The sequence below is a fragment of the Pseudokordiimonas caeni genome, assembly GCF_026719705.1.
GTDB classification, from domain to species: Bacteria; Pseudomonadota; Alphaproteobacteria; order Sphingomonadales; family Kordiimonadaceae; genus Gimibacter; species Gimibacter caeni.
This window is the reverse complement of record NZ_JAPPRR010000001.1, coordinates 78,580-92,669: the sequence shown is the minus strand read 5'-3', so window position 1 is coordinate 92,669 and position 14,090 is coordinate 78,580. Positions and strand designations below refer to the sequence as shown.

Here is a 14,090-nt window from a genome sequence, read left to right as displayed (position 1 = left end):
ACCGCATCCGGGACCCACCCGGGGCGGCCGGCAAAAACGCCGGACCAAACACGAAAGCGAGGAATTAACGATGCAAGCCCTGATCGCTGATAGCGAAGAACTTTACCGACTGAGCCTGAAAGAAGTGGTGCGGGCCTCCGCCACTTTTGAAAGCGTCATCGAGGTCGGCACCGAACACAGCTTTGTCACTGCTGCTGCCGGCACGTCGAACATTTCACTGGTCGTCGTCCGCCCGGCAAGCCTTGGCCGGGCTGCTGCCGACTTTATCAAGCTGGTACGGCGCCTGTATCCCGATGCCGCGCTTGTCACCATCACCGAGGGCCAAGAAATCCCGCTTGATGCAGCAGGGACCGGCCTCAGCGTGCCGCGCTCGGCCCCCGTTGGCATGATCATCAAGACGATCCGCCGCGCACTGCAGTTGCCTGTCGATCATATCGGCCACTCAGCAACACAGCCGGCGCGCCCCGACGTGGGTGCCGCCATGCGCGGCCACCGCACCGGTACGAACGGCTACCGTCTGAAGGAAGAAACGGTCGATCTCGGCCGCCTGTCCTTCCGCCAGAAGCAGATTCTGGCCATGGCTGCCGACGGCTTGCCGAACAAGGAAATTGCAGCCCGGCTCGATATCGCCGAAGGCACCGTGAAGGCGCACATGCATGCGATCTTCAAAGTGCTTGGCGTTTCGAACCGCACGCAGGCGGTAATCCGCTACGGGGCGACGGGGCAGGATGTCGCGCGGCATATGCAACCCGTCACCGGCTGGATGACGGCAGGCGCCGTCTGACCCCTTACAGCTTGCCGGCGAGATGTTTGATCACGCCGGAGAAATCCACACCGCCATGGCCGTCCGCGTCCATGGCGGTATATATTTCAGCCGACAGCTTGCCGAGCGGCGTATTGGCGCCAGCCCCGCCTGCGGCTTCCATTGCAAGACGCAGGTCCTTCAGCATCAGGGCCGTGGCAAAGCCGGGCTTGTAGTCGTTGTTCGCTGGCGACGCAGGCACTGGGCCCGGCACCGGGCAATAGCTCGTCAGCGACCAGCACTGGCCCGAGGCGTTCGACGCGATATCGAAAAAGACCTGATCATCAAGGCCGAGCGCGCGCCCGAGGTTGAAGGCTTCGGACGTGCCGATCATCGAAATGGCCAGAAGCATATTGTTGCAAATCTTGGCGGCCTGACCGTTGCCGGATGCCCCCGCATGCACGATCTTCTTGCCCATGGGGGCGAGCACCGGTTCGGCGCGTTTGAAGGCTTCTGCGGTGCCACCGACCATGAAAGCAAGCGTCCCGGCAGTCGCCCCGCCAACACCACCCGAAACCGGCGCGTCGACCATATCGAATCCGTTGGCCACAGCCTTCGCCGAAACCTCACGCGCGGTAGCCACATCGATGGTTGAGCTGTCAATCAGCAGCGCCCCTGCCTTCGCATGCGCAAACACGCCGCCCTCGCCCTCATAAACCGATTTCACGATGGCGCCAGACGGCAACATGGTGAGGACGACGTCGGCGCCCGCCACTGCATCGGCAATTGCCCCTGCCGTTTTGCCGCCGCTTTCCGAGAAGGCCGCAACTGCTGCAGGCACAAGGTCAAAGCCGATCACATCGAAGCCGGCTTTCAGCAGATTTCTGGACATGGGCAGGCCCATATGGCCAAGCCCGATGAAGGCGATTTTCGTCATTCTTCTTCTCCGTTCCTTCAGCCAAGGCGGGCGAGATCAAGTTCCGCCGCACTGCCGAGGGGTTCAAAATGGGCGGCTACGGCCTTGTCGCTGACGTCGGCAAGGGAGGCCGGCGACCAGACCGGCTTCTGGTCCTTATCGATCAGGATAGCCCGCACCCCTTCGTGGAAATCGTTGCCGGCGAGGATGTGGGTGACGATCCGGTATTCCATCAGCATCACTTCGCGGAAGGTTTCGGCAGCCGCACCCCGGCGCAGCTGTTCGAACGTCACTTTCATGCTGGTGGGCGATTTGGTCAGCAAAAGGTCATGCTCTCTCACAGCCCATTCGCCGCCATCGGCCTTGAGGCCTGTCATAATGTCCTCGACACTGAAGCCCGCGAAAATCTCGTCGATCTGGTCCATATACGCGGCAAGCGGCGCCGGATCAGGTTCCTTGTGGAATTTGGCGAGCACGCCTTTCACGCAGTTGCCGCAGTGAATGTCGGCGTCCGCAAGCGCATTGACGAGGGCCGGCGCATCAGCCGAGGCCACCACATGGGTGGCGATGCCAAGCGCGAACAAGTCTGCCGCCTTCAGGCGCGCTCCCGTGAGGGCGAGATACATGCCGGCTTCACCCGGCAGGCGCGGCAGGAACCAGCTACCACCCACATCCGGGATAAGGCCAAGGCCGGTTTCCGGCATGGCAAAAAGCGTCTTTTCGGTCGCGACCCAGAAGTCGCCAGGAATGGAAACGCCGACCCCGCCGCCCATGCAGATGCCGTCCACGAGGCTCACATAAGGCTTTTTGAATTCGTCGATGGCGACATTCATCAGATATTCGTCATGAAAGAAACCGCGCCAGTCGTCGGTCCCTTCCTTGTAGCTTGTGGACACTTTCACCACATCGCCGCCCGCGCAGAAGGCTTTGTCGCCCGCACCCACCACCACAACGGCATGGACACGCGGGTCGCGTTCCCAGTCCTTGAGCCCGGCGCGGATGGCATTGCACATATCCCGCGTCAGGCTATTGAGCGCCTTCGGGCGATTGAGCGTGATGAGGCCGATCCCGCCTTTGATTTCAAACAAGACTTCAGGTTCGGTGGTCATCAATCAGTCCTTCAGAAGCGTGCGGGAAATGACAACGCGCATGATTTCGTTGGTGCCTTCAAGGATCTGGTGGACGCGCAGATCGCGCAGCAGGCGCTCGATCGGATAATCCATCAGATAGCCATAGCCACCATGCAGTTGGAGGGCCGCGTTGCAGACATCAAAGCCGGTGTCCGTCGCCAGCCGCTTGGCCATCGCCGCTGCCATCGTGGCGTCCGGCGCTTTGGCTGAGACCTTTTGTGCAGCGGCATAAAGGAGCAGCCGGGCGGCTTCAAGTTCCGTCGCCATATCAGCGAGCTTGAACTGCAGCGCCTGGAAATCGGCAATCGGGCGGCCGAACTGGCGGCGTTCCTTGACATAGGCCACGGCTTCGTTCAGCGCGCGGGTCGCACCGCCGAGCGAACAGGCGCCGATATTCAGCCGCCCACCATCCAGCCCCTGCATGGCGATCCTGAAGCCGCTGCCTTCACCGCCGATCAGGTTTTCGGCCGGGATACGGCAATCGTCAAACATCACGGCAGCGGTCGGTTGGCTGTGCCAGCCAAGCTTCTTTTCCTGCGCGCCGAAGGAAAGGCCGGGGGTGCCGCTTTCCACCACGAAGCAGGAAATGCCCTTGGGGCCGTCCTCGCCCGTGCGGGCCATCACGACATAGAGATCGCTTGCCCCTCCGCCCGAGATGAAGGCCTTGGCACCGGACAGGACATAATGGTCGCCGTCCTTCACGGCTTTGGTCTTGAGGGCGGCGGCATCCGACCCTGCACCGGGTTCGGTGAGGCAATAGCTCGCCATCTTTTCAAGGCTCGCGAGCGACGGCACGAAACGGGCGCGCTGCGCATCGCTGCCGAATGTATCGATCATCCATGTCGCCATATTGTGGATCGAGATCATGGCTGCGGTGGACGGACAGCCCTGCGACAACTGTTCGAACACCAGCACGGATTCAAGCCGCGTCAGCCCGCAGCCGCCGTGTTCGTCATCTACATAGATGGAGCCGAACCCCAGCTCGCCAGCGGCCTTTGCCACGTCCGCTGGCCACACTTTAGTTTCGTCCCATTCAGCGGCGAACGGGGTGATCCGGTCACGCGTGAAAGCGGCCGCCATATCCTGAATGGCGCGCTGGTCTTCCGTCAGTTCGAAATTCATCGGTCCCTCTTACTCCTGACCCTTCACACCCAGCTGCGTTTCAAGGAAGTGCGCGACGCGGCGATACATGATCAGCCGGTTCGACAGTTTCCGCACGCTGTGGCCTTCATCCGGCCAGCGCAGGTAATCCACCGTCTGGCCCTTGTCCCGAAGCGCCTTCACCATGCGGTCGGATTCGGTGACCGGGTCGCGCGGATCGTTGACGCCGTGGCTGAACATCATCGCGCCTTCGATCTTGCCAACCGTGTTGATCGGCGAGTTGACGGCATAGAAATCCTGCCATTTTTTCTCGCGGATATCGCCGTATTCGATACGGTCGGATGCCTTGAGGCCGGGGCTTGCTTCTTCAAGCGCGCGGACCCAGTCGGATACACCAACGATGGAAACGCCGGCCCGGAAGGTGCCGGGATAAAGCCCCATGACGGCATTGACCATATAGCCGCCGTAGGAGCCACCCATCACGGCAGCGCGGGTGCCATCCACCCGACCGTCCTTCTTCAGCCACGCGACGGCGTCGGCCAGATCGCGGACGCTATCCAATCGCTTTTCCTGATTATCGAGCCGCGTGTAGGTCTTGCCGTAGCCGGTGGAGCCACGCACGTTGATATCAAGGACAGCGATACCGCGCCCCACGAGATACTGGGTCGCCGATGCCCATTCGGGCCGCGCCTGCGCGGTCGGGCCGCCGTGCACGTCCACAACAACGGGCGGCTTTTCTGCACCTTGGGGCAGATAGAGAAGCCCGTGGACCGTGACACCGTCGCGCGCCTTGAAGGTGATGGCCTCCGGCCGCACCATGCGGGAGGCATCAAGCCCCGCCATATCAGGCGTCAGCACCCGGTCCATGCGGCCATCGGTGACGCGCCAGACGAAACTGTCGCCGGGGCTCGCCGGGCCGCTCACCGTGATCGCGAGCGCCGAATAATGCCCGAGCGCCCAATTGAGCGACATGACCCCGTCCGGCAGGTAGGGGGTGCCCGCCATGCGCTGGTATTTGAAATCATAAAGGTGAAGCTTGCTGTAGCCGCCTTCATTGGTCGTCCAGGCGAGATAGCGACCACCGCCACACAGGGCAACCTCATCGATATCAACACCCTTGGCTGCCGCCGGAGCGAAAGACTCGGTCTTGCCGCTTGTGGGCTCGTAAACCATCACCTGCGCATATTCACCGTCGACGTTCGAGGCGAAATAGAGCTTCTTGCCATCGGGTGTCCAATTGAAGCCCGTGTAGGCAGCCGCGACCTTCGGTTTGTACAGGGCCTTCATCTCGCCCGTCGCCACATTCAGGAGATGCACATCGGCCGCATCTTCGCCGCGCGTTTCAGCAACCACCACCGTATCGGTGCCGGGCTGCCACGATTGCGGCATGAAGCCGAACTCGGCCTGATACACAAGCTTCGCGGTGCCGGTATCAAGGTCGGCGACATAGATATCGAAATCGCGCCCCGTGCGTTCGGTGGACGCATAGACGATGCGTTTGCCTTCACCGTCGAAATCACCAAAGGCACGGTAGGCGTCAGACGCCGGCAGGATCACCCGTTCGGACTTGCCATCCGTGCTGATCAGATAATAGGCCTCGCGCTCGTCGCCGTTATTGTCGGCGCCGTATAGAAGATGCGTGCCATCCGGGTGCCAGCGGAAGAAGGTGACGCCGCCGCCGAAGGTAAGCTGGTGCGGCTGCCCGCCTGCGGTCGGCGCGATCCAGATTTGCGGCACACCGGTGACAGACGAAACGTAGGCAACAGCGCTGCCATCGGTGTTGGGCGCCACGCTGCGTGCCCCGCGCGCCATCAGGAAGCGACTGATATCGGCGGGATAGTCACCGGCAACACCGACGCTCACCGGTACCGGGGCGGGCGTATCCTCAGGATAGGGCCAATCGTCAGCCCACACTTGCCCGCCGGCAAGCGCCAGCATCACCCCTAAAATCCACGCCTGCTTCATCTGAATACCCCCCGGTCGCGCTGGACCCTGTTTCCCATGATAAAGGACCGGCGGCGCACCCCCGGTCCGATCGCAGATATTTCGGGTCTATTCGACCGGATTGCCATCCACATCGAGGAAGCTGACTTCCCCGAGGCCAAGATCGCGCACGCCCTTTTCGATCTTGGCGCGGTCGCCCACCAGCACCCAGGTCAGCCCTTCGGGCTTCAGGTAGGTGTCGGCAGCCGCGCGGATCGCATCAAGGTCCATACTGCTGAAGCGTTCCTTCAGGGTTTCTGCGTGATTGTACGGACGGCCGAAGCGGTCGTTCTGCAACAGGTCGCCCATCACGTCGCCCGACGTTTCGATGGCACCCGGCAGCGCATTGATACGGGTGTCCTTCATCTTGTCGAGCTCGGCTTCGGTGGCCGGACGCTTGTCCGTATAGTCGCTGATTTCCTTCAGCATTTCCTTCAGGCCATCGACCGTCTTGTCGGTCTGGATCGGCGAATAGGCAATCCACATGCGGTCCCCGCGCGCGGCGAGTGTCGAGGAATAGGCATAGTAGGACCAGCCCTTGTCCTCACGGATATTCATGTTGATCCGCGCCGTGAATTCGCCGCCAAGGATATCGTTCGCGGTATCGAGAACGAGCGAATCCTCTGCCCCCGTGCCGGGCACCAGCTTGGCCGCCACGACCATGGTCGACGGGCTATCGGGCTTGTCGATGATTACCACGCGATTGCCTTTGGGGGCTGCCACATGGCCGAGGTTCTTTTCGGGCTTCGGCACGGCAGGCGCCGCCCAGTCGCCAAAGGCTTTCTCGACTGCCTTGATAGCCTCGTCAAAGCCGATATCCCCCACCACAAAGACGGTGGCATTGTCGGGCCGCAGCCAATTCTGGTGGAAATTCACCAGATCGTCGCGGGTCAGCGTCTTGATCGACTCTTCCGTACCCGAGCCCGAATAGGGCACCGAATAGGCATGGTCGTCGCCGTACACAAGGCCCGGCAGCACGCGTAGCGCTATCGGCATCAGGTCGGCCTTTTCCTGCGCGATCCCGGCGAGCCAGCGGCCGCGCAGGCGGTCCAGCTCTTCGTCCGAGAAGGCCGGATGGCGCACCACATCGGCAAAGAGATCCAGCGAGGCATCAAGGTTCGGCTTCAGGGCCGACAGCCGCACCTGACTGACATCAAGGTTGGAGCTCGAGCCGATTTCAGCACCGAGCTTTTCGGCCTCTTCCGCCACTTCAAGTGCGGTCTTGCTTTCGGTGCCTTCATCCAGCATCGACAGGGTGAATTTGGCAGTACCGAGCTTGGCGCCCGCGTCCGCCGCATAGCCCGCGTCAAACTGCAGGGCAACCTCGACGACCGGCACGGTGTGACGCTCCACAAGCACGAGCTTCATACCGTTCTTGAGCGTCGCCTGCTGAATCGCCGGCAGCTTCAGGCTCGGCATATCGCCAACCTCGGGCAGGCCCTTCTTGCGATCAAGGTCGGTCGCAATCGTCCGGTAGGTCGTGTCGTAGGGCTTCACGGTCAGCTGGTAATAGCCCTTGCCGATCCAGTCGCGACTTGCTTTGGCAACATCCGCAGTACCGGCTTTGGCCTGCCAGTCGACGATGGTGGCCACGAAGTTCGGGTCGCCGGCATAAAGCTGGCCTTGCGCGAGGGCGACACCCTTACCGCCGAAGCCGCCGATGCTTTCAAGGCCGCGCACGGTGCCGGCGATGCTGGCGGTCTGCGCGCGGGAAAGTTCCTCTGCCTTCGGGCCATTTTCCAGATAGTCGGCCATCACCCCGTCGAGGATTGCTTCGGCCTTGGCCACGTCCTCAGGGCTGGCGCCCGGCTTCATATCGACCTGGATTTCGAAGAGGCTGGTGATTTCAAAAGGCTGCATGTGCGCCGATACGTTGGCAGCAAGCTGGCTCTTGTACACCAGTTCCTGATAGAGGCGGCTGTTCTTGCCACCGGCCAGCACGCCAGCCGCGAGATCAAGGAGATAGGCATCACGCTCTGCCCGTCCCGGTACTGCCCACGTGCGGTAGATGCGGGTGTTCGGCACGCGGTCGATCATTTCCTCGACCTGATTGGCTTCCTTCACCGGCACGAAGGACTTCATCTTGGTGAGCGGCTCGCCCGCGCCGATATCGCCGAAATATTTCTCCACAAGGGGCTTCGCGGTCGCGGCATCAATATCACCCGAAAGCACCAGCACGGTGTTGGCGGCGCCATAATATTTGGCGAACCATGCCTTCACGTCGTCAAGGCTGGCGTTCGACAGGTCTTCCATCGAGCCGATGGTGGAATGGCGGTACGGGTGGCCGGGCGGGAACAGGCCTTCAAGCTGGGCATATTCAACCTTGCCAAACGGCTGGGAATCGCCCTGGCGTTTCTCGTTCTGCACGACGCCAATCTGATTAGTCAGCTTTTCCTGCGTCACGGCACCGAGAAGGTGGCCCATGCGGTCGGACTCGAGGAACAGTGCCACATCAAGGGCAGGCGTCGGCACCGTTTCGAAATAGTTGGTGCGGTCAAACCAGGTGGTGCCGTTCAGGTCCTTGCCGCCGATGCTTTCGAGCGGCACGAAAACCTCGCCGTCGAAGTTTTCCGACCCGTTGAACATGATGTGCTCGAACAGGTGAGCAAAGCCCGTTTTACCGGCGGGTTCGTCCTTCGAGCCCACATGATACCAGACGCCGACCGAAACGATGGGCGCCTTGCGGTCTTCATGCACGATCACGGTCAGGCCATTCGGCAGCGTGAATTTTTCGTACGGGATATCGACCTTCATGCCCGACAGCGAACCGGCAGGCGCCGCGCTTTCGGACGCCGGCTTGTCGGCCGTGGCATTGTCGTTGTTGGCGGCGGGCTGGCAGGCGGCGAGAGCCGATAGCGCAACGGCGCCCAGAAGGAGCGTTTTCAGGCTTTTCATAAGGTTCCCCACTGTCGTTCCGGTCTTCTTGATCCGGATGTTGGCATTACCGGAACGGCCCCCCGGCCGTTCCGGACCGCCGCATCTTAGCCGTTCAGTGTGGGGATGACAAACTCTGCGCCTGACCGGATACCCGTCGGCCAGCGGCTCGTTACAGTTTTCACTTTCGTATAGAAGCGCACGCCTTCAAGACCGTGCTGGTTCATGTCACCAAAAGCCGAGTTTTTCCAGCCGCCGAAGCTGTGGAAAGCGAGCGGCACCGGGATCGGGACGTTGACGCCAACCATGCCGACCTCAACGCGGTTCACATATTCGCGGGCGGTATCGCCGTCGCGGGTGAAGATCGAGGTACCGTTGCCATATTCATGGATGGTCGGCAGGCTGGCGGCCTCGTCGAAGCTCTCGGTCCGCAGGATTTGCAGGGTGGGCCCGAAAATCTCTTCCTTGTAAGAGCGCATGCCGGGCTTCACGTTATCGAGCAGCGAACCGCCCATATAGAAGCCCTTCTCGAAGCCCTGCATATTATACTGGAACGACCGGCCATCGACGACGAGCTTCGAGCCTTCCTGTTCGGCAAGGTCGATATAGCCTTTCACCTTGGCGCGGTGTTCGGCAGTCACGAGCGGGCCCATCTCGGCGAGCGGGTCCATCGAGTGACCGACCTTCAGTGCCTCGACACGGGGCTTCAGCATTTCAATCATTTTGTCTGCAACGGCCTTGCCCACGGGCACCGCCACCGAGATCGCCATGCAGCGTTCGCCAGCCGAACCGTAAGCCGCACCGATCAGCGCGTCGGCCACCTGATCAAGGTCGGCGTCCGGCATGATGATCATATGGTTCTTGGCACCACCCATGGCCTGCACGCGTTTGCCATGCGCCGTACCCGTTGCATAGACATACTGGGCAATCGGCGTGGAGCCCACGAACGACACAGCCTTGATGCGCGGGTCGGTGCACAGGGTATCGACCGATTCCTTGTCGCCGTTCACAACGTTGAAAACGCCATCCGGCAGGCCGGCCTCTTTCCAGCAAGCGGCCAGCATCATCGGCACCGAGGGGTCGCGTTCCGAAGGCTTCAGCACGAAGGCATTGCCGCAGGCGATGGCAACGGTGCTCATCCACAGCGGGATCATCGCCGGGAAGTTGAAGGGGGTGATGCCAGCCACCACGCCCAGCGGCTTGCGCATCGAATACATATCGATACCGGTCGAAACGTTATCCGAAAACTCGCCCTTGATGAGGTGCGGGATGCCCTGTGCGAACTCGGCAACCTCCAGCCCGCGCTGCACATCACCCTGCGCGTCGGAGAAGACCTTGCCATGCTCGCGGGAAAGCGCCTCGGCGAGGGCGTCTTTTTCGCGGTACAGGATATGGACGAGGTTCTGCAGCACGCGGGCGCGCTTGACGACCGATTCACGGCCCCAGCTTTCCGCGGCCTTTTCGGCAACCGCGATGACGCCTTCGACTTCGGCTTTCGAGGCCAGCGCCACGCGACCCTGCACTTCACCCGTCGACGGGTTGAAGATATTGCCAAAGCGGCCGGACGTGCCTTCAACGATTTTGCCATCGGCATAGTGATGAATGTCATACATGGGGAAACCCTCCTGTCATATGCGCCTCGGGAGCCTGCGCCCCACGCGCTGCACCCCGGAATGACAGGGACCGTATCGCATGCAGGCTTGCAGGTCACCCCGAACTTATGCAGTATTTAATCTGCATTTTTGCACATAAGGGGTACCATGTTCGACTGGAATGACCTTCGCTACTTCCTTGAGGTCGCGCGCCGCGGCAAGATGGTGGCGGCGGCCGAACGGCTCGGCGTCGATCACACCACTGTGGGGCGACGCCTGCAGGCGCTGGAGGCCGACCTTGGTGTCGCGCTCTTCGACCGGCGCAACCGCACCTTCATTCTGACCGAGGAAGGCCGGCGGCTTCTCTATCATGCGGAGGCGATGGAAAACGCCGGTCATGCGCTCGTCAACACGCTCGATGCCAGCCGCTCGACACCTACCGGCACCATCCGGCTTTCCACACCCGAAGCTTTCGGCAGCCAGTATCTGGCCCGGCGCCTGATGCCCTTTCACCAGCGCTATCCGGGGATCGAGCTGGAGCTGGTGGCTGAAACCCGTCACCTGTCGCTCACCCGGCGCGAGGCGGACGCGGCCGTGGCGCTGTCGGAGCCGACCATCGGCCGCCTGAATGCAACCGAGCTTGGCCAGTACCGCCTGCGCTTCTACGCGGCCCCCAGTTACCTCAACAGCCACCCACCGATCGTACGCCTCGCCGATCTCGCCCCCCACCATTTCATCTGGTATGTGGACGACCTTCTGTCGGTCGGCGAACTGAAGCTTCTGGACCGCTCGGTCAGCAACCCGCATGTGGTGTTCCGCTCGACAAGCGTGACGGGGCAGGCGATGGCTGCCGAAAGCGGTATGGGGATCGCGCTCCTGCCCTGCTTCCTTGCCGACCGCATCAAGGGCCTGACGCCGGTGTTGAAGGAAGACGTCTCCATCACCCGCAGCCTCTATTTTGTCGTTCACCCCGAAATCGCCGATCATCCGCGCCTTACCGCCCTTGCCGGCTTCCTGAGGGAACTTGTCCGAGCGGATACGGCCGTGCTGGACGGCTCAGGCTGAAGCCTGCACCCCGTGTGCCTTCAGCATGGCTGCCGGGGTCAGCGCAAACAGCTTTCCACCCGCCTCAAGCGCATCCGCCTCGATCCGTCGCCGGTCGCGTTCAGTCGCCATGACAAGGGTCTGTTTCAGGTCAGCCGGCACCGCGTCGCTGAGCCTCTCCAGATTGGCTGCAAGCATCGCAAGGTCATGATCCTTGCCAAGCGCCTTTGCCAGCACGGCTAGATCGTCATGAAGGCTTTGGAGTGCAGGTTCCTTGCCTTCGGGCAGAAGCGGAAGCTGGTCGCGCAAATGTTCAATCGCACGCCGCCAGCGATGGAAGGCAGCAGCATCAGGACTGCGCCGGACCTTCAACAGCCCCAGCCGCGCGGCCGCATAGGCATCCCGCAGTCCTTGCAGTGCAGGCAGGGCCTGACTGGCGGATGCTGCATGCCCCTTTGCTCCGCGGGCCACTTTCAAAGCCTTGTCAATCTGCCGGGAGAAACGTTTCAGGACCTTGCGGGCGCTGAGCCCCGCTGCCAAATCGGCCCGACGTATGGCCTTCTGCAGCCGCTTAAGCTGCTTGCCTTCCTCCGGTGTAGCCGCCTTCTGCCGCAGCTTTTTCAGCGTCGAGCTGTGGACCGCAGCATCGCGAACAGGCCCAAGGGTCCGCGCGGCCTTGCCAATCCTGTCGTCCATATCCCGAACCAGATCGGCACTTTCGACCGGAATCACGGCCAGCGAAGCCCTGACACGCTTGCACGACTGACGCGCCCGGTGGACGACCTTGCGCCGCTTTCCCTTCGGCGTCGCCGTCATGCGGCGGACCTTCTTCAAAGCCCGCATCACCTTTTGCATGGAATGCATGCGTCCCTCCAGATTCTGGCGGCACCAATGTATCATTATTTGATCGATTGCTGCGAAAAGGAAACGGCAAGGCCGCAAGCTGTGAATGGCTTGACATGACCTAAAGCTCGATGATTCCTCGTGTGAAACTGGACTCTGCATTCGGCTGGTCGTTCTCGATACCATGTCAATGCAATCATACCCCCAACCTTCTCGCTAAACTTATTGTCATGCGCTTGGCCTTGACTCCGGGCTGCCGGTGGCATTCAACCTTGGGGACTGAATGTTCAAACGATCGCATAATCAAGTGGGGGAACACATGATCAGAAGCTGCATCGTGGCCCTTGGCCTTTCGGCCATGAGCCTGACAAACCCGGTGTTCGCGGAAGAGGACAAACCTGCCGCCGCACCGGCCATTCCGGAACCTGCCGTTTTCAGTTCGTCGAAATCCGGCACCTTTAATGGCACCAAGGTTGCCTACAAGGCGGTTGCCGGGGATACCTATATCCGGGATGCCAAGGGCAAGCCCGTGGCCACCTTCTTCACCTATTCCTACCTGAAGGACGGCGTGAAGGATCCGTCGACCCGCCCGGTCACCTTCGTTTATAACGGCGGTCCCGGTTCGGCCTCCATGTGGCTGCATATGGGCGTGTTCGGCCCGCGCCGCGTGGTCGTGCCTTCGGACCCCGCAGATGATGGCGCCGCGCCCTACCGGATCATCGACAATCCTGAAACCGTCCTTGATGTGACCGACCTTGTCTTCATCGACCCAGTCGGCACCGGCCTCAGCCGCACGCTCGGCGACGAAGACCCCAAGAAACACTGGGGCGTGCTGGAAGACGGCGAATCCATCGCCGAATTCATCCGCACCTGGATCGACGAGAACAACCGCTGGAACTCGCCGAAGTTTCTGGCGGGTGAAAGCTATGGCACGCTGCGCTCGGCCGTTGTTGCCGACAAGCTGACCAACGATCACGATATCGGCCTCAATGGCATCATGCTGATCTCGGCGGTGCTCGACTATCACCAGAGCCGCTTCCAGCCGGGTTCGGTGCAGGCTTATGTGTCTTTCCTGCCGAGCTATGCAGCAACCGCCTGGTATCATAACCAGCTGCCGTCGAAGCCTGCGAACCTCGAAGCCTTCCTTGATGAAGTGCGTGCGTTTGCCAGCACCGACTATGCCGCCGCCCTCATCGCCGGAAACCGCCTGAGCGCGGACGAGGAAGCCCGCATCATCGACAAGTTGCACCAGTATACGGGCCTTGAGAAAAGCTATATCAAGGCAACCAATATGCGGATCGAGGTCTTCCGCTTCTTCAAGGAACTGATGCGCGACGAACGCAAGGTCGTGGGCCGTCTCGACAGCCGCTATCTCGGCGACGAGCCGGATTCAGCCGGCGAGTTTTTCGAAAGCGACCCCTTCTCGGACGCCACCGGCAACGCTTTCACCGTCGCCATCAACGACCAGCTGAAAAACTTCTTCGGCGTGAAGCTGACCGACCGTCGCTACAACAATAGCGCACGCGGTGAGAAGGACTGGGGCTGGAACTGGAATGTGTGGGGCAAGGATCTGCCGAACGGCGGCCGCTTCGTGAACGTGGTGCCGATGCTCGGTTCCGCTATGCGCCACAATCCGGACATGCATGTGCTTGTCACCCAGGGCTATTATGACTTCGCAACCCCCTTCTACGGGGCCGAGAATGCGCTGGCCCAACCCGAAATCGTGAAGGACCGCGTTGCTTTCACCTATTACGAATCGGGCCATATGATGTATGTGCATGAACCGTCACGCCTGAAGTTCCTGGATGATATCCGGTCCTTCATCGAGGCTTACGACAAGCAATAGGAAAACAGCCTGAAGGACA

The 14,090-nt window shown here is 61.3% G+C and carries 10 protein-coding genes; 3 read left to right on the top strand and 7 right to left on the bottom strand.

Features of this window, described 5'->3' with window-relative positions; translation table 11 throughout:
* Positions 1-70 precede the first annotated feature (70 nt).
* Positions 71-784, top strand: a complete 714-nt coding sequence (locus tag OU694_RS00410) for a helix-turn-helix transcriptional regulator (RefSeq protein WP_308909029.1) — start codon at positions 71-73, stop codon at positions 782-784.
* A gap of 4 nt (positions 785-788) precedes the next feature.
* On the opposite strand, the gene mmsB is transcribed toward OU694_RS00410, so the two are convergent.
* The 6 genes from mmsB to OU694_RS00380 all read right to left on the bottom strand — a co-directional run bounded on the left by mmsB (position 789) and on the right by OU694_RS00380 (position 10,359).
* A complete protein-coding gene (mmsB, locus tag OU694_RS00405; RefSeq protein ID WP_308909028.1) occupies positions 789-1,679 on the bottom strand; it encodes a 3-hydroxyisobutyrate dehydrogenase in 891 nt (296 codons plus the stop codon).
* Positions 1,680-1,696: 17 nt separating this feature from the next.
* Positions 1,697-2,767, bottom strand: a complete 1,071-nt coding sequence (locus OU694_RS00400; RefSeq protein ID WP_308909027.1) for an enoyl-CoA hydratase/isomerase family protein — start codon at positions 2,765-2,767, stop codon at positions 1,697-1,699.
* Between the two features lie 3 nt (positions 2,768-2,770).
* Positions 2,771-3,910: an acyl-CoA dehydrogenase family protein gene (locus tag OU694_RS00395; protein ID WP_308909026.1), complete on the bottom strand. Its 1,140-nt coding sequence runs from the start codon at positions 3,908-3,910 to the stop codon at positions 2,771-2,773.
* Positions 3,911-3,919: 9 nt separating this feature from the next.
* A complete protein-coding gene (locus OU694_RS00390; RefSeq protein WP_308909025.1) occupies positions 3,920-5,854 on the bottom strand; it encodes a S9 family peptidase in 1,935 nt (644 codons plus the stop codon).
* Between the two features lie 87 nt (positions 5,855-5,941).
* Entirely contained in the window at positions 5,942-8,767 is a 2,826-nt protein-coding gene (locus tag OU694_RS00385; RefSeq protein ID WP_308909024.1) for a M16 family metallopeptidase, read from the bottom strand.
* 86 nt (positions 8,768-8,853) lie between these two features.
* Positions 8,854-10,359 carry a CoA-acylating methylmalonate-semialdehyde dehydrogenase gene (locus OU694_RS00380; RefSeq protein WP_308909023.1) on the bottom strand — a complete coding sequence of 502 codons (1,506 nt, stop codon included), beginning with the start codon at positions 10,357-10,359 and terminating at the stop codon, positions 8,854-8,856.
* 147 nt (positions 10,360-10,506) lie between these two features.
* On the opposite strand from OU694_RS00380, the gene OU694_RS00375 reads away from it, so the two are divergent.
* Positions 10,507-11,403, top strand: a complete 897-nt coding sequence (locus OU694_RS00375; protein ID WP_308909022.1) for a LysR family transcriptional regulator — start codon at positions 10,507-10,509, stop codon at positions 11,401-11,403.
* Here the strand turns inward: OU694_RS00375 and OU694_RS00370 are convergent.
* Positions 11,395-12,246 (bottom strand): CHAD domain-containing protein, encoded by an 852-nt coding sequence (locus OU694_RS00370; protein WP_308909021.1) that lies wholly within the window; start codon positions 12,244-12,246, stop codon positions 11,395-11,397. The two genes, OU694_RS00375 and OU694_RS00370, sit on opposite strands and share 9 nt — an antisense overlap.
* Positions 12,247-12,544: 298 nt before the next feature.
* Between OU694_RS00370 and OU694_RS00365 the strand changes: the two genes are divergently transcribed.
* Positions 12,545-14,071, top strand: a complete 1,527-nt coding sequence (locus OU694_RS00365; RefSeq protein ID WP_308909020.1) for a S10 family peptidase — start codon at positions 12,545-12,547, stop codon at positions 14,069-14,071.
* Positions 14,072-14,090: the final 19 nt, after the last annotated feature.